This is a genomic window from Pseudomonas sp., from assembly GCF_030696055.1.
GTDB lineage: Bacteria > Pseudomonadota > Gammaproteobacteria > Pseudomonadales > Pseudomonadaceae > Aquipseudomonas.
Genome location: NZ_JAUYNP010000289.1, coordinates 1 through 19,015 on the forward strand (window position 1 = coordinate 1; position 19,015 = coordinate 19,015).

A 19,015-nucleotide genomic window follows, 5' to 3' on the forward strand; every position below is an offset into this window, starting at 1 on the left:
TGCAGTTTATGGTCAACACCGACAAGGTGGCCGAGCCGGCCAGCCTGGAAAACCTGCTGGAGCGCCTGAACAACCAGGAGTTCGATCTGGTGGCCGTGGGCCGCGCCCTGCTGGTCGACCCGGATTGGGCGTTGAAGGTGCGTGACGGTCGCGAGCAGGACATCCTGCCGTTCAGCCGCGATGCTCTGACCTCGCTGGTCTGATCCCCCGCTTTTCCGTGTGCGCCGCAAAACGGCGCGTCACTCTTCCAGCCCCGGCACATCGGGGCTTTTTTTCGCCCGCAAAACCTCAAGCGGCTGCGCCTATGGGCTCAGCCGGCGCTGCTTATAGACCATCGAAGGGAAAAAGTTCCTTTGTCATCAAATGTTTATATATCAGCAACCGCGCTGAAATATCTCGCCGCCAAGATTCCCTCCAGCACGAACGAGCCCCCAGTGCTCGGGTGTTTTCCAACACTTAAAGTCCATTAGAGGAATCTTCGATGATCCGTAAGCACTTCGCCGGTTTCGCCGCCAGCGCCCTGGCTCTGGCCGTTTCCGCCCAGGCTTTCGCTGGTACCGTCACCACCGACGGTACTGACATCATTATCAAGACCAAGAGCGGTCTGGAAGTCGCTACCTCCGACAAGCAGTACAGCTTCAAGCTGGGCGGTCGTATCCAGGCCGACTTCGATCACTTCGACGGCTTCTACACCACCAACAACGAAGCCGCCAACGAAGCCTTCTTCCGTCGCGCCCAGCTGGAGTTCGGCGGCAACTACAAAGACTGGCGTTACCAGATCAACTACGACTTCGGCGACAACCGCAGTAACGAAAACAAGTTCGACGAAGCCACCATCACCTATACCGGTTTCTCGCCGATCAACATCAAGGTCGGTCGCTTCGACCCCGACTACAGCCTGGAAAAAGCCACCAGCTCCAAGTGGGTCACCACCAAAGAGCGTTCGGCCATTCTGGACCTGGCGTCCTGGACCACCGACCATGAAAACGGCATGGGCATCCAGGTCAACGGCACCACCGCCGGCATGTTCTACGGCTCCGCCAGCATCCAGCAGCAGGATTCCGGTGTTTATCTGGAAGACGAAGACGGCAAGGACGTCAACAGCTTCTTCGCCCGTGGCGTGATCGCGCCGATCGTCAGCGAAACCCAGGTGCTGCACTTCGGTCTGGACTACGCCACTCGCAGCTACGGCAACGAGCGTGACGGCACCAAGTTCGGCGGTGCTATCAACTCCCGTCTGGGCGTACGTGGCGTTTCCGAAAACCAGACCAACTCGGCTCAGCTGGTCCTGGCTCCGGCTGATGCTGGCGCCACCGGTGGCTTCGAGGATGACGAAGTCGTGGGTCTGGAGTTCGCCTATATGCAAGGCCCGTTCTCCGTACAGAGTGAGTACCTCAAGCGCGACCTGAGCGGTTACGCTAGCAACGCTGATCGCGAAGCCACCGGCTACAACGCGATGCTGGCCTATACCCTCACCGGCGAGTCGCGCATCTACAAGCTGGACGGCGCCAAGTTCGACGCCATCAAACCGGTGGACAAGCAGTACGGTGCCTGGGAAGTCTTCTACCGCTATGACCACCTGAGCGTGGAAGACGACGCCACCATGGCGACCGTCGGTGGCCTGGCCATCGACGAAAGCGAAGCCAAGGTGCACACCCTGGGTGTGAACTGGTATGCCAACGAAGCCGTCAAGCTGTCGCTCAACTACCTGATGACCAATACCGACGACGAGACCGTCCGCCTGCAGAACGGTCGCTTCGCTGCCGGCAACGACGATGACGATGGCCAGGCCATCACCATGCGCGCCCAGTACGTCTTCTAATTGGTCGCAATACCGCTCTAACTGCTCCCTTACTAGCCCCGCCTTGTGCGGGGCTTTTTTTATCTGTCGAGCGACTGCGGCCGATGGCGTGTAGTGCTAAAGGATTGCCCGGTGCGGGGTAATCCTGCGCCTGCAGGCCTTGCGACTTTGCCGGGAGGGCGGCGGTGTTTACTGCTGCCTTTCCTTTGGAGCATCCAACCCCTGTGATCTGTGCCGGCTTATCGCGACTGCTTAGCAGGCCGTTGAAAAACTACCTGCGTTGCCGATACGGCGTTAAAAACAGGCTCGGAATGCTCATTTACAGCTCGTAAACTCCTCTTCCTCGCCTGTTTTTGCCTTGTCTCGGCTGCCTCGCCTACATTTTTCAACGGCCTGTTAGGGCTACTTCCTATATCCAGCGGGTTGGTTTGCGGTGCTGCTTGCCGTTCAGGCCGCAGTCATAGGCGTGGTGCAGCGCGGTGACTAGGCCCGCTGGCGATGGTTTATGCGCAACCCTTGTCGCTTTGCGCCCTGTTGGGCTTCGCGCAGCTCAGCCCAGCCTACCGCCCCATGTAATTGGCCCATAGCTTGGTGTTTAGCCGGCTTGGCGAGGAGATCGGACTGAGTTTGGCCGTTGGCATTGCGCACTCTGCCACATGCAGGCAGCACCCAGGCTGGCTCAGTGGGATTCAGCGACTGCTTGCCGGTGTGGCACTCGAAGGATAGCGGAGTCGGGGCTTCGCGCCGGTGTTGACGCACGATTGACGTTAGCCGCTCAGGGGTGCCCAAGGCGCTCGCGGAGTCTTTGGCGTATGGCTAGGGAGTAGGCGGGGGTATATCGATCAGCTGCTTAGCCACAGGCTAAGGCTTGGGGGGCAAGCAGGGGGGCTGAAGTCTGGCAGCGGATTGCCCGCTGCCAGCTCAGTCAGCATCAGCTGGCCGGCGTGATGCCGTAGTTGGTTTGGAACTGCTTGATCAGCGCGACCGGCTTCTTCTCTTCCTTTTGCAGCAGATAGACCACGCGTTCGCCGTTGGGGCCGCTGGCCACTTCCGTGTGGCGGAAGATGGGTTCGCCGAGTTTGTTCACATCGACCATATCGCCGTAACGCTGGGCGACGAAGATGATCCCGTCCTGGCGGATCTCGCCATAGAACTTGCCGGCAGGTGCCTGGCTCTGCCGCAGAAAGCGGTAGGCGGCAATCCCGTCGAGCGCCTTGCCTTGATCCTCGGCGCGCAGGCCCAGGACTATGGCTTGGCCATACTTGTCCTTCTCACCCAGGTCTTTCAGGTGGGGCGCGTTGCCGCTGTGCAGAAAGTCGCGGTAGACCTGGTAGTCATCGAACAGAAAGAGTTTTTCTTCGGTGCGCACCTGGTACCAGTCTTCGTTATTCAGGCTGGCTTCGGCCGTGGCGGCAGAGGGTGCTGTGGAATAGTTGCTGCAGGCCGTCACGCAAGCAGCCAACAAGGCTATGGATGCAGGTTTGAACAGTTTCTTTACGGACATCGAATTCCCTCCCAAGGAAGTTGGCAAGCGAGTTTCGCTGGGCTTGGTGACAACTTGATGACCGTTAGATGTCGGTTCGCCAACCCTGGCCTGAGCGGATGGGTGCGCGTCCAGGCCAGTCCCGGAGCCGCTTTGGCCATTTAGCTGGCGTTGCGCTTGCGGCTATAGTGCAGCTTCGCCCCATCACCCGAGCCGCCGATGTCCCTGACCCGCCTGACTTCCCTGGACGGCATTGCCGCGAGTCAATGGAATGCCCTGCTGAGCGAGGCGCAACCCTTCTTGCAGCACGCCTTCCTATCTGCTCTGGAAGACAGCGGCAGCGTTGGCGGACGCAGCGGTTGGCAGGCCGCCCACCAGCTGTGGCGAGATGCCCAGGGCCAGCCCCTGGCCGCGTTGCCGGCCTATGTGAAGAGTCATTCCTATGGCGAGTATGTGTTCGACCATGGCTGGGCCGATGCCTGCCAGCGCGCCGGTATCGACTATTACCCCAAGCTGCTCGGCGCCATTCCTTTTTCGCCTGTGACCGGCCAGCGCCTGCTGGGCGACCCCGCTGCCGCCGCGCAGCTGCTCGATCTGCTGACGGCAAGCCTGGCCGAGCAAGGGCTGTCCAGCCTGCATATCAACTTCACCAGCCCGGCCGACGATGCCCTGCTGCAGGGCCGCGAGGGCTGGCTGCAGCGCCTGGGTTGCCAGTATCACTGGCGCAACCGCGGCTACCGGGATTTCCAGGATTTCCTCGAGGCCTTAAGCTCGCGCAAGCGCAAGCAGATGCGCAAGGAACGCGAGCAGGTAGCGGGGCAGGGCATCAAGTTCGACTGGCGCGAAGGCCAGCAGCTGAGCGAGGCCGAGTGGGATTTCGTCTACCTGTGCTACGCCAACACCTACCGGGTGCGCGGCCAGATGCCTTATCTGACCCGGCTGTTTTTCAGCCTGCTGGCCGAACGCCTGCCGCAGATGATCCGCGTGGTGCTGGCGCATCAGGCCGGTAGGCCGGTGGCCATGGCCTTCAGCCTGGTCGGTGGCGACAGCCTGTATGGGCGTTACTGGGGTTGTCTGGCGGAGTTCGACCGCCTGCATTTCGAGACCTGTTTCTACCAGGGCATGGACTATGCGATCGCCCAGGGTCTGCAGCGTTTCGACGCCGGTGCCCAGGGCGAGCACAAGCTGATCCGTGGCTTCGAGCCGGTGCTGACCCATTCCTGGCATTACCTCTGCCACCCCGGCCTGCGTGCGGCCGTGGCGGACTTTCTCGAGCAGGAGCGCGGGGGCGTGCGCACTTATGCCGAACAGGCCAGCGCGCTCTTGCCCTATCGGCAGTAAGCAGGCGGCGCAGCGCGGCGCGGCCAACTACGCTGATTGCACTGTGCCGGCTGTTCCACCAGCTGCGATGAGGTTCGCCTTGAGTGCATTTTCTATTGTCGATGAGGTCTGGCACCTGCCGGGGGTGGCGGTCAATATCACCCTGGTGCTCAATATGCTCGGCGCCCTGCTGCTGGGTCTGCTGGTTGGCTATGAGCGCTCCTACCACGGCCGCGCCGCCGGCATGCGCACCTATGGCATGGTCTGTATGGCGTCCTGCGCGCTGACGGTGTTGTGCATCTATCCGCAGTATTGGCTGGGCGAGCACACGCCGGCCGGCGTCGACCCGACCCGGGTGATCCAGGGCATAGTCACCGGCATTGGCTTTCTCGGCGCCGGGCTGATCATGAAGGACGGCATGAGCATCAGCGGCCTGACCACGGCGGCGTCGATCTGGGCGTCCTCGGCTATAGGCGTATTGGTGGGGGTGGGTTTCTATGGCGCGGCCGTGTTGCTCAGCCTGATCTCCGCCGGCTTGATGATGTGGGGGGCCAGGCTGGAGTCGCGCCTGCCGTCACGCCCGGCGATCGCCATAGTGCTGCGCTTCGCCCCCGGTTTTGTCCGTCCCCATGAGGCAAAGTTGCGCCAGATCGCCCGCGAGCGCGGCTATGTGATCGCCGGTGGTTCTTTTGCCGTGAGCTTCGATCAGGGCCAGTTGGAGTGGCGCTTTGTCGCCGTGGCTGTGGATGGGCAGAAGAGTGCGCGGATCAGCGATATGGCCGATGAGCTGGCGCAACTGGAAGGGGTGGTGAAGTTCCAGATGGCCCACGCGCGCAACTGAGACAGGGGCTAGGGAGTTGCGCTTTTGTAGGGTGGACATGGCGGAGCCTTGTCCACCCCTTGCGGCCCGGATGGAGGACCAGCCTTGCGGCATGTCCGCCCTAGGATTCCAGGCCTTGTGCATAAACACAGGCGCTAGCAACTGGCTGGATATCGGCTGGTTCCAGCCAGACGGGCTGCTTTACAGGCGTTTGGCTTCGAGAATCAGCACCGGCTCGTTGGGCACATTCTGCTGGCCGCCACGGTTGCCGGTCGGCACCTGGGCGATCTTGTCGACCACCTCCATGCCGCGCACCACCTTGCCGAATACCGCGTAACCGAAGTCGCGGGAACCGTGGTCGAGGAAGTCGTTGTCCTTGTGGTTGATAAAGAACTGGCTGGTGGCCGAGTCGCGCACCTGGGTGCGGGCCATGGCCAGGGTGCCGCGCAGGTTATGCAGGCCGTTGTCGGCTTCGTTCTTGATCGGCGCCTGGGTGTCCTTCTGTTGCAGCTCGGCATCGAAGCCACCGCCTTGCACCATAAAGCCCGGAATCACCCGGTGGAACTGGGTGCCGGCGTAGTAGCCGCTGTCCACATAGCTGAGGAAGTTGGCGGTGCTGATCGGGGCGTTTTCGCCCTCCAGTTCGAGCTCGATTTCGCCGAGGCTGGTGGTCAGCAGCACTTTCGGGTTGTCCGCGGCCATCAGGCCGGTGGCGAACAACAGGGAGCAGGCGGCGAGGGTCAGGTTCTTCAACATGCGTAGGGGTCCTTATGGGGCAGTAGGGGCAGACCGCTCGACTTCGCCGAGGAAGGCCAGCAGGCTGCTGTTGAACAGTTCGGGTTGATCCAGCGGGGTAGCGTGGCGCGAATTTTCTATCACCAGCAGGCGGGCATTGGCTAGCTCCTTGACGTAGGCCGCCTTCTGCGCCACCGGGGTGTAGTCGCGGTCGGCGCTGACCACCAGGGTCGGGCAGCTGATACGCGCCAGCTGCTCGCGCACGCCCCAGCCGATGATGGCATCCAGGCTGGCGAGGTAGGCGCGTTTGTCATTCTGTGGCCAGCGTTCTTCGATCTTGCGGCGTAACTCGCCTTGTTCGGGCTTGGGAAACAGCAGCCGGCCCAGGCCCTTGGCGATGGTATCCAGGCTGAGCAGACGCGACAGACTCCAGCGCTTGGCGATTTCCAGATAGTCGCGCGGGCTTTTCGCCTTCACTTCCGGGCCGCTGTTGACTATGCACAGGCTTTTCAGCAGCTCGGGGCGATCCACGCCCAGTTGAAAGCCGATCATGCCGCCCATGGAGATGCCCACCAGGTGCACCTGCGGCAGCTGCAGGTGCGCGATCAGGGCGGCCACGTCCGCGGCAAAGCCGGCCATGCTGTAGCGCTCGCGGGGTTTGTCGGAACGGCCATGGCCGCGGATATCCAGGGCTATCACCCGGTAGTGCGCGGCCAGGTCGGGGATCTGGTATTCCCAGTCGAGGGTGCTGGAGCCCAGGCCATGGACCAGCAGCACGGGAGCGCCGCGACCGACGTCCTCATAGTGCAAGCGACAACCAGCGTGATCGAAGTAAGACATGGGCGCGTCCTGTCAGTGCTCGGTGGGCGGGGCTGTGCCGGCAGCGGTGGCTGGCAGCGCATCGAATTTTCTCAGCAGCTCGACCAGAATCTGGCTGGCCGGTCCCAGGGTTTTATCCTTGTGACTGTACAGGGTAAAGCGCGGGTGCTTGTTGCCGCCCTTTTCCAGCGGCAGGGGCAGCAGGCTGCCTTCGGCCAGCTCGCGGCCGATCAGGTGCCGTGGCAGCCAGGCGAAGCCCAGGCCACTGCTGACGAATCGGGCCGCGGTGGACAGGCTGCTGACGGTCCAGCGCTGTTCCGCGCCGAGCCAGCCGACGTCCCGCGGCTTGCTGCGGCCGGAATCGCGAATCACCACCTGCAGTTGCTGTTGCAGGTCTTCGAAGGTCAGTTGGCGCTGCATCTGGTGCAGGCTGTGCTGGGGATGGGCGACCGCGACAAATTCCACGGCATGCAGTTCATGGCCCAGATAGCCGACCAGATCCAGGCTGCTGATGGCCAGGTCGGCGGTGCCCTCTAGCAGCACTTCCTCGACCCCGGACAGCACCTCCTCGCGCAAGCGCACCCGGCAGCCGCGGCTTTGCGGGATAAAGGCGGCCAGCGCATTGATCAGGCGTTCGGTGGGGTAGGCCGCATCGACCACCAGGCGCACCTCGGCTTCCCAGCCCTGATCCATGTTGTAGGCCAGGTCTTCCAGCTGGCTGGCCTGTTTGACCAGCTGCCGCGAGCGGCGCAGCAGCACGTCACCGGCTTCGGTGAGCACCGCCTTGCGTCCGTCGATGCGCAGCAGCGGCACGCCGAGCTGCTCCTGCATGCGCGCCACCGTGTAGCTGACCGATGACTGCGAACGGTGCAGCACTTCGGCGGCCTGGGCAAAGCCGCCCTGATCGACCACGGCTTGCAGGGTACGCCACTGATCCAGGGTTACGCGGGGAGCTCTCATCTTTAGATCCTGTACTCAAGCGCAGTGTAAGAACCTGTCTACGATCTGCTGCGCGTCGGCCATACCGCGTTAAAACTGGCTTCGGCTGCTCATTTATAACTCGTAAACTCCGCTCCCTCGGCCGTTTGACCAGCCTCTGGCTGTTACTACGTAGCGCCTTGTCTGGCTCTAGCTCGCGAGATCGTAAACAGCCTCTAAGGTGCAAATACTGACCGACTCAACCTAAACTGGCCTCCTTTGGCTGGAGACTGCCCTGATGCAAAAACTCTGCTGCGCATTACTGGCCTGCTTGCCGTTAAGCGCTTTCGCCTACCCGATCGAGGTGGATAAACAGCTCAATGGGGCCGAAGTCTCGGCCAGCACCCAGGAAGTCGATCACAATATGGGCGCCGTGCTGCTCTACAACTATGGCCGCAGTGCGGCGCGGTGCACGGCGGTGTTCCGTAATGGTCCGGAAGCCCCACGCACCCGCAAGGTCAAACTGGCGGCGGGGGAAAACAGCAATATGACGGTGAAGTTCACCCGCAGCATCATCAGGCTTCGCGTGCAGCTGACCTGCGGCCTCGAATAGCCAGCAGGCTGTGCTTGAGAGCCTAATCCTGAGATGTGTATAAATCAACTTTATCGATAGGTAGATGCGATTTTTTGCGCTTTTTTATCGATCTTTGTGCGCCTATTCTTGCCCCATCGACGCTCAACAACCCCTCGATGGAGCAAAAATTATGTCGCAGATTCTGGTCATTGAAAGCAGCGCCCGCCAGCAAGGTTCGGTATCGCGTCAGCTCACCGAGCAATTTATCGCCAACTGGCAAGCGGCCAATCCGGCCGATCGGATCAAGGTGCGTGACCTGGCGGTAGACCAGGTGCCGCACCTGGACGCCAACCTGTTGGGCGGCTGGATGACCCCGGCCGAGCAGCAGAGCGAAGCCGAGCAAGCCGCGCTGGCGCTGTCCAATACCTTGACCGATGAACTGTTGGCCGCCGATGTGCTGGTGCTGGCCGCGCCCATGTACAACTTCACCATCCCCAGCACCCTGAAAGCCTGGCTGGACCATGTGCTACGCGCCGGGGTGACCTTCAAATACACTGAAACCGGCCCGCAAGGCCTGCTCAGCGGCAAGCGTGCCTTCGTGTTGACCGCCCGTGGCGGCATTTATGCCGGCAGTGGCATGGACCATCAGGAACCCTACCTGCGCCAGGCGCTGGCCTTTATCGGGATCCAGGATGTCAGCTTTATCCATGCAGAAGGCCTCAACCTGGGCGACGCTGCCCTGGAAAAAGGCCTCAACCAAGCCAAGGCGCAACTCGCCCTGGTCGCCTGAGTTGTCTACTTAAACCCGTCTCCTGGCGTCCTTCGCTCCTGGACGCCGCTGCCCGACCGACTACGCGAGTAGTGGGTCGGGCTTTTTTATGCACGGCATGCGACCGCGCCAGGCCGAATTGACGATTGTTTGCCGGAGTGCGGCAGGCTAAGGTCGCCGCCCTGCCGCGTCGCCCAGTCACTTATCTGCGTCCCCATGGCGTCTATTGGCCTGGCTCGGCCCAGCGGCGTCTGCTCTTGGTCTTTACTGGTGAGATAAGGCACCGCTGGTGCCGCCGCGCGCTGGGCAGGCGGTTGCTGCGCCAGGCTGTGGTAGGGCTTTCTATTACCGACGCGCCCAGGGCGCATACAACCAAGGTGGCGTGATGCAATTGTCTGGACGTGGCGTGGCGCTGTCGGTTATCGCCTCGATGCTGTTTGCCATGGTGCCCGGCTATGTGCGGCAGCTCGCGCCCCTGGATGGCGGCCAGGTGTTTGCCCAGCGGGTCATCTGGTCGATTCCCGCGGTGTTATTGCTGGTTACCCTGTCGCGGCAATGGCCGGTGCTGGGGCTGGCCTGCGCCCGTTTGCGCCGCGAGCCTTGGCTGTTGGCCACCTTGCCCTTGGCGGCGCTGTTGATGGGCATCCAGTGGGCGCTGTTCGTCTGGGCGCCGCTGGCCGGGCGCATGCTCGAGGTGTCGCTCGGCTACTTTCTCTTGCCGCTGGCCATGGTGCTGGCCGGGCGGGTGTTCTACGGCGAGCGCTTGCGCCCGCTGCAGCGCCTGGCGGTGATCTGCGCGCTGCTCGGGGTGGCCCATGAGTTATGGCTGACCCAGGCGTTCTCCTGGGTGGTGATGGTCACGGTGCTGGGTTACCCGCCTTACTTTATGTTGCGCCGCTGGATGCGCCTGGATGCCTTGTCCGGTTTCGTCCTGGAAATGCTGTTTATGGCCCCGGTGGCGATCTGGATGATTGTGGCCTGGGGCCCGCCGCAGCTGTTTACCCAGGCGCCGCAACTCTGGTGGCTGCTGCCGGGGCTGGGCTTGCTCAGCGCGTTGGCGTTTGCCGCGATGATGGCCTCCAGCCGCCTATTGCCGATGGGCCTGTTCGGCATTCTGAGTTATGTCGAGCCGGTGCTGCTGTTTCTGGTGGCGCTGCTGTTTCTCGGCGAGCGTTTCAACGCCGCGCAGTGGCTGACTTATCTGCCGATCTGGTCGGCGGTGCTGCTGGTCGGCTGGGACAGCGCGCGGGTGCTGATCAAGCAGCAGCGCAATGCCAGCAGGTAGGTTGGTGCTGAGCGCAGCGAAGCCCAACAGGCAGGGGCATGTCTTGTTGGGCTTCGTCGCGTTTGGTGGGTTACGTGGCGCACCCATTCCGCAGTTACTTTGCCGACCCGCCTTTGCGCCACTAACCCACCCTACGAAAGCTGCGTGCAACACGTAATTGGGACATGGTCTATAAAGGCCAGGCCCCGTGGGCGGATCAGTCCAGCACGTTTCTTAGCACCTCGTAGACTATGCCGGTGGCGATGGTCACCAGCACCACGTCGGTGCCTATCTGCTTCCACTCATAGCCCTCATAGCGCGGCAGTTGGCCGGTCACCCGGCTGTCGAAGTTCTTCGCGATGCCCGGTGGCAGCGGTTTGCCGCGGGCCAGGTTCTTGGCGATGCCCGGCGGCAGGGCGCTGGTGGGGCCAATCAGGTCGCGGTTCTCGCCCAGCACTAGGCGCACCCGGCCAATATCAATAGAGGGGCCCTGGATGCTGACGCTGAGGTCGCTGTGTTGTCCGCCGCCCTGCTTGCCCGGGTGGTCGTATTTGGGGGCTGCCAGGACGCTCTGCGCGGCCAGTGTCAGCGCCAGGCCCGAGCAGAGCAGGAGGGAGTGAGTAGGGCTGCGCATAGCATTCTCCAGAGCCATCAATGGCGAGTGATTTGCCCAATTTGAACGCCTGTACGAGGCTTTATTCAAGGGCGGCCGTCGCTTTGTTGGCCGGCAAGTGCAAAGAAACTCGGCCGCAACGCCGGAAAGCGTTAGGCTATGCGGCTGATTTTTTGTTTTTCGTCGAGGTTACTCCCGTGTTTTCCCAATTCGCCCTGCATGAACGCCTGCTTAAAGCCGTGGCTGCGCTGAACTTTGTCGAGCCCACCCCGGTGCAGCTAGCGGCCATTCCGCTGGCGCTGCAAGGAAGAGACCTGCGGGTAACCGCGCAGACCGGCAGCGGCAAGACCGCGGCCTTCGTCCTGCCGATGCTTAACCGCCTGCTGGGCGATGGCGCCTCCTCGCCGCGCATGAGCGTGCGCGCGATGATCCTGCTGCCGACCCGCGAACTGGCCCAGCAAACCCTCAAGGAAGTCGAGCGTTTCGCCCAGTTCACCTTCCTCAAGGCCGGGTTGATCACCGGCGGTGAAGACTTCAAGGTGCAGGCCGCCATGCTGCGCAAGGTGGATATCCTGATCGGCACCCCAGGCCGTCTGATCGAACACGCCAACGCCGGCAATCTGCTGCTCGATGAGGTCGAGGTGCTGGTGCTCGACGAAGCCGACCGCATGCTCGACATGGGCTTTGCCGAGGACGTGCAGCGTCTGTCTGAACTGTGCAATGCCGAGCGCCAGACCCTGCTGTTCTCCGCCACCAGTGGCGGCGCGGGCTTGCGCGAGATAGTCGGCAAGGTGCTGAAAGACCCCGAGCACTTGCAGCTCAACCGCGTCAGCCAGCTTAACGAAGGCACCCGCCAGCAGATCATCACCGCCGACCATAACCATCACAAAGAGCGTCTGGTCGACTGGCTGCTGGCCAACGAAACCTTTGATAAGGCGATCATCTTCACCAACACCCGGGTGCAGGCCGATCGCCTGTACGGCAAGCTGGTGGCCAAAGAGTACAAAGTCTTCGTCCTGCATGGCGAGAAAGACCAGAAGGATCGCAAGCTGGCCATCGACCGCCTCAAGCAGGGCGCGGTGAAGATACTGGTAGCCACCGACGTGGCCGCCCGCGGCCTGGACGTCGACGGCCTGGATCTGGTGATCAACTTCGACATGCCGCGTTCTGGCGATGAGTACGTACACCGCATCGGCCGTACCGGTCGTGCCGGCGCCGAAGGCCTGGCGATCTCGCTGATCTGCCACAACGACTGGGCGCTGATGTCGAGCATCGAACGCTACCTCAAGCAGCGTTTCGAACGGCGCAATATCAAGGACCTCAAGGGTATCTACCAGGGCCCGAAAAACCTCAAGGCGTCGGGTAAGGCGGTAGGGCCGAAGAAGAAAAAGATCGATCCGAAGACCGGCAAGAAGCTCGCCGCGAAAAAGCCGACAGCCAAGGCGCCGAGCAAGCGCAATACCATCAACAAGCCCAAGGTCGATGCGCCTGTGCTGGTCAGTCAGGACGGTTTGGCGCCGCTTAAGCGGCGTGCGCCGGCGGCTGAGTAAGCGCTTAGAACCTGTTTACGATCTGCTGCGCGTCGGCCATGCGGCGTTAAAAACAGCCTCGGAATGCTCATTTACAGCCAGTAAACTGCGCTTCCTCGGCTGTTTTTGCCTTGTCTGGCTCTAGCTCGCGAGACCGTAAACAGGTTCTTGGCTCTATAGCGGCTAGATGCAAAACGCCCGCCTGCACAGCCCTGTGCAGGCGGGCGTTTTGTTTACTTGGGACCTATTTCGGCACTATCAGTATCTTGCCGTCGCGCTCGCCGCCGGCGGCTGCGGCCACGGCTTGCTTGATCTGGCTGACGTCATAGGTGGCGGCGACGCGGGTGTGCAGTTTGCCGCTGGCGATCAGTTGCACCAGCTCCCCGAATACCTTCATCTGCTCGGCCTGGCTGGCGGTCTGGAACCACTTGGCCAGCCAGAAGCCGCGCAGGCTGACGTCACGAAAGACGAAGGAGGCCGGCGAGACTTGGCAGGGCTGGCGGCTCATCATGCCGTAGTTGACCAGCACGCCGCCTTCGCTGAGGCTGGCCGCCAGGTGATCGGTGGCCTCACCGCCCACCGCGTCTATGCCCAGGCGCACCGCCGCGCCGCCCGTGGCTTCGCGTACGCGCTTGGGCAGATCGGGGCCGTCGACCAGCACCAGATCACCGCCCTCGGCCTGCACGCCGGCCACCGCCGACTCGCGGCGCACCACGTTGATGGTCTTGAAACCGCGCAGCTTGGCCAGCTGTATCAGGTAACTGCCGACGCCCGAGTTGGCCGCGTTCTGAATCACCCAGTCGCCCGGCTTGAGCTCGACGAACTCGCTGAGCATCAAGGATGCGGTCGGCGGGTTGACCGTCAGCATCGCCAGTTGCTGCGGGTCGGCCTCGGGCAGCGGGATCAGCTTATTCGCCGCGGCATTCAGGTGGCTGACCCAGGTGCCGCAACCGACCGGCAGCAACACCATCTGGCCGACTTTCAGGTTGCTCACCTCCGGTCCGAGTTCCTCCACCCGGCCGACCCCTTCATTGCCGCCAATCGCCGGCAGCGGCGGCAGCATGCCGTATTCACCGGTCAGGGTGAGGACATCGGAGGGGTTGATCGGCGCCGCCAGCACCTTGATCCGCACCTGGCCTGTGGCTGGGGCCGGCAGATGCAAGGCGACGGCACTGATGACCTCTTGCGGCACCGGGCCGCGGCTTGGGTATTCGGCTTTAAGCATAAAGATTCTCCAGTTGAGGAACGCCTGACGCAGGTGGGGCAAGTCTAGACCGCAGCGGCACCGTGGCGACTAATTCGACCCAATCGATTTCGGTGATGCCCATGCGGTGGAGCTTTAGCCTAGGAGGGCATAGCCAGCTATGCTGTGCGCTGATCCGCACAAGGTATCGCCATGAAGCTGCTGTGGGCCCTCTGCTGGTTGTCGTTGAGCCTGCCGGTATCGGCGCAAACGCTGCGTCTGGGCTTCGGTACGCACAAGCCGCCCTATGTGTTCGAAGACGAGGCTCGCGGGCTCGAGTACGACATAGTGGTGGCAGCCGCGCAGCGTGGCGGCTTGCAGGTACAGGTGCAGTACGCACCGATGGAGCGCCTGCACCTGATGTTGCGCCATGGCCAGGTCGATGCCATCGCCACCACCAATGAGCTGAGTGGCGTCAGCGCCTTCTACTCGGATGCCTATATCTACTACCAGAATGTCGCGGTGGCCCTGAGTGCACGGCAGTTGGACATCCAGCGGGTCAGCGATCTCGCTCGCTATTCGGTCAGCGCCTTCCAGCACGCGCGTTTCTTGCTCGGCCAGGAGTTCCAGCAAATGGCCGAGGCCAATCCGCATTATCGCGAGGAGCCTTACCAGATTGCGCGCAATCGCCTGCTCTATAGCCGGCGGGTGGATGTGGTGGTTTCCGATATGCGCATCCTGCGTTACTTCAACCGCGAGGTGTATACCCAGGTGGACGTCAGCCAACCGCTGGCGATCTATCCGATTTTCGCCGCCACGGGCTACAAGCTGGGCTGTACCCAGCAAAGTCACTGCGCTGCTTTCAATCAGGGCCTGGCGGCCATTCGTGCCAGCGGTGAGTACAAGACCATCGAGCGCCGTTACGCCATGCATTGAATAACGACGCCTGCGCTCGAGCTGCCAGCTGCAGGCGGACACGGGGCCGAAGGCCTGGCGGTGCTCGGAGTGTTCTGGGCTGGAGCCGGGCCTTTCTGCCGGATCAGCAGGGCCTGCTGCTTACCGAGCGGCCGGGGCGGCTGCGCGGGCTGAACCCCACAGGCGAGCTGTCCACACCTGTGGCAGGGGCACGGATGGCTATCTCTATATGCTGACGGATGCGGCCGATGGCCAGTTGCTGCGCCTGGATGTGCAGGCGCAGCAAGCGGGCTGGTCTAGTGGGGCAAGGCGTTGTCGCGGTTGTGCCGGGCGGCCAGCAACTTGGCTGCCAAGGGTTTGCTAGTCACGCTGAAATCGAGGATCTCGATGGCACCTGTGCCCTGACCCAACAGGTGGAAGGAGAAGGCCTTGCGCGTCGCCGGGTTGTCGAAGGCAAAGCTGACCTCGACCGGTTTGTCGTTCGTGAGCAGCGGCAGTTCGGGTATCGGCAGGGCCACGTCGCGGTCGTATTCCTTGGTCTTCAGTTGCAGTCGGGCGCCCTGCTTGTCCATGCGCACCGCGCGAATCTTCAGGGTGACAGTGGTCTGCGTGCCTTTGGCCAGCTCCAGGTACTGGGCGCCGACCAGGTTGTCCGCCCAGTCATCGCTTTTCGTGGGTTTCAGCTTGATCCGCTCGCTGTTGGCAAACTGGTAGTGCTGTTCGGCCTGGCTGCTGCGCAGGGATTGATCCAGCAGACGGGCGCGTTGGCTGATCAGGCGGGCCGGCTTGCCGCTAAAGCGGCCCAGGTAGTTGGCGCTGTCGCGGATAAAGCCCGGGCTGGCGTAGCGCCGGCAAACGCCCTGGAAGTCGCATTCGCTCAGGGTGTCTTTGCCGTCATGCTGGCGCAGCAGGCCGTTGGTGTAGGACATGATTTCTCGACCGTGGGCATAGTCGCGCAGCAGCGAACGGCCGGAGATGTTGCTCGGCACGGGGAAGGCAAAGTAGTCGAGCACCGAGGCGGTCAAGTCCACGTGGCCATAGACCCCCTGTTTCAGCGCGGGCAGTTGCGCCTGCTCAGGCGCCAACAACAGGTTGAAACCCCAGGCCGAGGCCAGGCGAACATTCTCCAGACCATGGGACTCATCCGAGGTGACTATCACCAGGGTGTCCTTGAGCACGCCCTGTTTTTCCAGCCCATCGAGAAAGTCGGCGACGGCGTCATCGAGGTAGGCGATGGCGGCGAGTTTGGGGGTGGCATAACGCGCCAGATACTCCGGGGGAGCCGAATAGGGTTGGTGGGTGCCTACCGTCAACAGGGTCAGCATCCAGGGCTGGCGCTGCTTGCGCAGTTGCTTCACGTAGCTCAAGGCGCCTTCGAAGTAGGCCTTGTCGTCCATGCCCCAGGGGAATTCCAGGTAAGGCTTGTTCTTGAACCAGTTGCGGCCCAGGGTCTTGTCGAAGCCCATCCGCGGCATGATCTGGTCTTTGGCCATAAAGCGCAGCCCGGCGCCTTGCAGGTAATGGGTGCTGAGGCCGCGCTCGCGCAGTTGCGCCGGCAGGCACTGTTCGCTGCGCGCCGGGTTGCTGAGCAGTTCGACACCCTTGGGCGTGCCGGAGTCGAGTTTGTTGTAGTCGCCACAGAGCATGGCGTAGAGGCCGCGAATGGTCTGGTGGCCATGCAGCACGTAATCGTAGGTGAGCATGCCGCGCTCGGCCCATTGGCTCAGGCGCGGCATGGGGTTTTCGTGATAGCTGCTGTGGATGGCTTTGCGGCTGGCCTCGATATAGGCGCCGGTCACCCCTTCGAGGGTGATGATCAGCACGTTGCGCGCGCTGCCGGCCTGCTTGAGCAAGGGGGTGCCGTTGAGATCGAGTTGGGCCAGGCCGCGGATATCGGGCGGGCTGCTCGGCTCATCGCCGTCCAGCCAGTCAGCCAGCCGTTGTTGGCCAGTATTGAGGCCTTCGGCGAGCAGCTTGTGCGGCAGGTTGAACTGCAGCCACTGATCGGCCTCGCTGGGGCTGAGTTGCTGGTAGGTCGCGTGGGCGGCGAACAACGCCAGCGGCAGCAGCAGCCATTTGCGCGCGAGTGCAGGCGCGCGGGATTTGGCTTGCCAGCCGATCAGGCCGAGGTAGAGGGCCAGATTGAGGCCCAGGGCCAAGGCCAGGATGGGGTGGCTGAGCCCGCCGCCCTGGGTCGAACGGCTGACGAATTGCGCATCGCTTAGGTAGTGCAGGTCGGCCGGTTCCGGCATGCGGCCCACCGCATTGACCAGCTCGGCGCTGCCCAGGGTGAACAGGCACCAGACCAGCAGCAGGGGCACACCCAGCAGCCAGGAGCGTCGATGCAGGGCGATCAGCAGCAGGCTGCCAATCGCCAGGTCCGACAGATAGCCATAAAGATGGGACCAACCCAGCGCGTAACGGCTGGCCAGCGGCACAGCAATCAGCAACAAACCCAGGGAAAGTAAGGAACTAGAGGGGTGCCGCAGCCAACTGAGGGAAAAGCGCACGGATACTCCTGAGGCGACTGCCAGCGGTCATCAACGGCAATGCCAGGTCAGCCGCAGAATGCGGGCTGACATGATTCTGAAACAAGGTTGTGCTAAGCGCCAGAGGGTGACGCACAAATGCTTGGAATAACCGACGGGAGTGCCGCGAATGGCAGATGGCTATGCACTGGCCGGCGCCTTGTCGTTGCGAGCAAAGCGCTGCATGGCCAGAAAGCTGCGGGCTATTTCTTGCCGATGGTGATCTGCTTGGTGGTGCCGTACACCTGACCGCTGACGCCTTTGGCGATTTGCTGGATTTCGCCGCCGGCCTTGAGGAAGGCCGCGATTTGCGCGTCGATCGAAGCGCTGGTTTCAACGGCGGGAGCCGCCTTGGGTTTGCTATTGGATGCTTTTACGCGCATGGCGGCCATTAACCTATTTAAAAATTAATTTGGCCGAGCATGGTACCAGAAGCGCTTGACAATTGCTTGATAAATAAAGCCGGGAAGAGTAGTTGGGCCGGCTGAAGTATTTCGCACAATGCGCTGATAGCTTCCGGTAAAGCTGAGTAGGTTATTGTTTTATAAGAAATATTCCCGTCGAATTAAATTGCCGGGAACGAGTCCTGCACGCGCCGATTCTGCCTCGCTCGGCTGGCCCCGGCCGTCGCCCTGCTCGCCGCCTCCGCGCTCGCGGGCGGAGAAAGCCGGGCGCAACTCGGGTAGACTGCCGGCCTGGCAACGAGGGTAGGGCATCATGGCGGTAATTGGACGAATGAATTCTTTGCAGGTCGTGAAGCACACCGACTTCGGCCTGTATCTGGATGGCGGCGCAGATGGCGAAATATTGTTGCCCAAGCGCTATATACCGAACGACACGCCGAGTGAAGTAGAAGACTGGTTGAATGTCTTCGTTTATTTGGACAGTGAAGACAAGTTGATTGCCACCACGGAAAAACCCAAAGTTCAGGTGGGTGAATTTGCCAGCCTGAAAGTGGTGGATATCAACCGCGTCGGTTTATTTCTGAATTGGGGTTTGCCGAAAGATCTGTTATTGCCGCACTCCGAAGAAAAGCGACCGTTACAAGTGGGCGATTATTGCGTGGTGCATGTCTTCCTCGACAAACGCAGCAGGCGCATCACGGCCACAGCCCGTCTGGATCGCTACCTGGACAATCTGCCGGTGAACTACAAGGCCGGCCAGGAAGTCGATTTGCTGGTGGTCGAGTCCACCGATATGGGTTTCAAGGCGATCATCAATGGCCAGCATTGGGGCCTGATCCACAAGAACGAGATGTTCAAGTTCCTGCGCAGCGGTATGCAGGAAAAAGGCTTTATCAAGGAAGTGCGAGCCGACGGCAAGATCAGCCTGAGTCTGCAGCCAGTCGGCCAGGAGGCCGTGACGGGTCTTGCCGAACAGATTCTGGCCAAGTTGCGCGAACACGATGGCGTACTGATGCTCAACGACAAGAGTTCGCCCGAGGCCATCACCGCGCTGTTTCGCGTCAGCAAGGGCAACTTCAAGAAGGCCATCGGCGGCCTGTACAAGCAGGGTCGCATCCTGATCCACGACGACCGCATCGAGTTGGTCGGCAAGTAGGCCGGCACCTGGGCGCCGTCGGTTCCTGCGCGGGCGCGACGGTCCTCGGGGCAAAACCCGCTTGAGCGTCCGCGGACTCCATTGAATAATGCCAAGGCGCCGTTGTAGCTCAGTTGGTAGAGCACGTCATTCGTAATGATGGGGTCGGGGGTTCGATTCCTCTCAACGGCACCAGCTTTTCACG

The 19,015-nt window shown here is 62.0% G+C and carries 17 protein-coding genes, 1 tRNA gene and 1 pseudogene; 11 read left to right on the forward strand and 8 right to left on the reverse strand.

Annotation, left to right across the window (positions count from 1 at the left end):
• Positions 1-203 (forward strand): annotated as a pseudogene (locus tag Q8Q83_RS17115) (12-oxophytodienoate reductase); the annotation flags it as partial.
• A gap of 278 nt (positions 204-481) precedes the next feature.
• Positions 482-1,822: an OprO/OprP family phosphate-selective porin gene (locus tag Q8Q83_RS17120; protein ID WP_305625332.1), complete on the forward strand. Its 1,341-nt coding sequence runs from the start codon at positions 482-484 to the stop codon at positions 1,820-1,822.
• Between the two features lie 910 nt (positions 1,823-2,732).
• On the opposite strand, the gene Q8Q83_RS17125 is transcribed toward Q8Q83_RS17120, so the two are convergent.
• Positions 2,733-3,305, reverse strand: coding sequence for a hypothetical protein (locus Q8Q83_RS17125; RefSeq protein WP_305625333.1), 573 nt, complete (start codon positions 3,303-3,305; stop codon positions 2,733-2,735).
• Positions 3,306-3,503: 198 nt separating this feature from the next.
• Between Q8Q83_RS17125 and Q8Q83_RS17130 the strand changes: the two genes are divergently transcribed.
• Positions 3,504-4,625: a GNAT family N-acetyltransferase gene (locus Q8Q83_RS17130; RefSeq protein ID WP_305625334.1), complete on the forward strand. Its 1,122-nt coding sequence runs from the start codon at positions 3,504-3,506 to the stop codon at positions 4,623-4,625.
• Positions 4,626-4,704: 79 nt separating this feature from the next.
• The gene (locus Q8Q83_RS17135) at positions 4,705-5,445 is read left to right on the forward strand and encodes an MgtC/SapB family protein (protein ID WP_305625335.1); all 741 of its coding nucleotides are present in this window, start codon (positions 4,705-4,707) and stop codon (positions 5,443-5,445) included.
• A gap of 180 nt (positions 5,446-5,625) precedes the next feature.
• On the opposite strand, the gene Q8Q83_RS17140 is transcribed toward Q8Q83_RS17135, so the two are convergent.
• Genes Q8Q83_RS17140 through Q8Q83_RS17150 form a run of 3 tightly spaced genes read right to left on the reverse strand, consistent with a single transcriptional unit; the run spans position 5,626 to position 7,938 of the window.
• Positions 5,626-6,180: a peptidylprolyl isomerase gene (locus Q8Q83_RS17140; protein WP_305625336.1), complete on the reverse strand. Its 555-nt coding sequence runs from the start codon at positions 6,178-6,180 to the stop codon at positions 5,626-5,628.
• A gap of 12 nt (positions 6,181-6,192) precedes the next feature.
• Entirely contained in the window at positions 6,193-6,999 is an 807-nt protein-coding gene (locus Q8Q83_RS17145; protein ID WP_305625337.1) for an alpha/beta fold hydrolase, read from the reverse strand.
• A gap of 12 nt (positions 7,000-7,011) precedes the next feature.
• Positions 7,012-7,938 (reverse strand): LysR family transcriptional regulator, encoded by a 927-nt coding sequence (locus Q8Q83_RS17150; protein WP_305625338.1) that lies wholly within the window; start codon positions 7,936-7,938, stop codon positions 7,012-7,014.
• 256 nt (positions 7,939-8,194) lie between these two features.
• Between Q8Q83_RS17150 and Q8Q83_RS17155 the strand changes: the two genes are divergently transcribed.
• The 3 genes from Q8Q83_RS17155 (at position 8,195) to rarD (ending at position 10,524) form a co-directional block, all read left to right on the forward strand.
• The gene (locus Q8Q83_RS17155; protein ID WP_305625339.1) at positions 8,195-8,509 is read left to right on the forward strand and encodes a 3-phosphoglycerate kinase; all 315 of its coding nucleotides are present in this window, start codon (positions 8,195-8,197) and stop codon (positions 8,507-8,509) included.
• A 151-nt stretch (positions 8,510-8,660) separates the two neighbouring features.
• A complete protein-coding gene (locus Q8Q83_RS17160) occupies positions 8,661-9,260 on the forward strand; it encodes an FMN-dependent NADH-azoreductase (protein ID WP_305625340.1) in 600 nt (199 codons plus the stop codon).
• Positions 9,261-9,624: 364 nt separating this feature from the next.
• Positions 9,625-10,524 carry an EamA family transporter RarD gene (gene rarD, locus Q8Q83_RS17165; RefSeq protein WP_305625341.1) on the forward strand — a complete coding sequence of 300 codons (900 nt, stop codon included), beginning with the start codon at positions 9,625-9,627 and terminating at the stop codon, positions 10,522-10,524.
• Positions 10,525-10,720: 196 nt separating this feature from the next.
• Here rarD and Q8Q83_RS17170 read toward each other — a convergent pair whose 3' ends face one another.
• On the reverse strand, positions 10,721-11,137 hold the full coding sequence (locus tag Q8Q83_RS17170; RefSeq protein ID WP_305625342.1) for an anti-virulence regulator CigR family protein: 417 nt from the start codon (positions 11,135-11,137) through the stop codon (positions 10,721-10,723).
• Between the two features lie 176 nt (positions 11,138-11,313).
• On the opposite strand from Q8Q83_RS17170, the gene Q8Q83_RS17175 reads away from it, so the two are divergent.
• The gene (locus Q8Q83_RS17175; RefSeq protein WP_305625343.1) at positions 11,314-12,666 is read left to right on the forward strand and encodes a DEAD/DEAH box helicase; all 1,353 of its coding nucleotides are present in this window, start codon (positions 11,314-11,316) and stop codon (positions 12,664-12,666) included.
• A 223-nt stretch (positions 12,667-12,889) separates the two neighbouring features.
• Here Q8Q83_RS17175 and Q8Q83_RS17180 read toward each other — a convergent pair whose 3' ends face one another.
• Complete coding sequence (locus tag Q8Q83_RS17180; RefSeq protein ID WP_305625344.1) at positions 12,890-13,870, reverse strand: zinc-dependent alcohol dehydrogenase family protein; 981 nt, start codon at positions 13,868-13,870, stop codon at positions 12,890-12,892.
• A gap of 171 nt (positions 13,871-14,041) precedes the next feature.
• On the opposite strand from Q8Q83_RS17180, the gene Q8Q83_RS17185 reads away from it, so the two are divergent.
• Complete coding sequence (locus tag Q8Q83_RS17185) at positions 14,042-14,764, forward strand: ABC transporter substrate-binding protein (RefSeq protein WP_305625345.1); 723 nt, start codon at positions 14,042-14,044, stop codon at positions 14,762-14,764.
• Between the two features lie 275 nt (positions 14,765-15,039).
• On the opposite strand, the gene Q8Q83_RS17195 is transcribed toward Q8Q83_RS17185, so the two are convergent.
• Together Q8Q83_RS17195 and Q8Q83_RS17200 are read right to left on the reverse strand one after the other, a co-directional pair.
• Entirely contained in the window at positions 15,040-17,253 is a 2,214-nt protein-coding gene (locus Q8Q83_RS17195) for an LTA synthase family protein (protein ID WP_305625346.1), read from the reverse strand.
• A gap of 221 nt (positions 17,254-17,474) precedes the next feature.
• Entirely contained in the window at positions 17,475-17,663 is a 189-nt protein-coding gene (locus tag Q8Q83_RS17200) for a hypothetical protein (RefSeq protein ID WP_305625347.1), read from the reverse strand.
• 325 nt (positions 17,664-17,988) lie between these two features.
• Here Q8Q83_RS17200 and Q8Q83_RS17205 point away from each other — a divergent pair, with 325 nt between their 5' ends.
• Positions 17,989-18,831, forward strand: a complete 843-nt coding sequence (locus Q8Q83_RS17205; RefSeq protein ID WP_305625348.1) for a S1 RNA-binding domain-containing protein — start codon at positions 17,989-17,991, stop codon at positions 18,829-18,831.
• A 98-nt stretch (positions 18,832-18,929) separates the two neighbouring features.
• A tRNA-Thr gene (locus tag Q8Q83_RS17210) sits at positions 18,930-19,005 on the forward strand.
• Positions 19,006-19,015 lie beyond the last annotated feature (10 nt).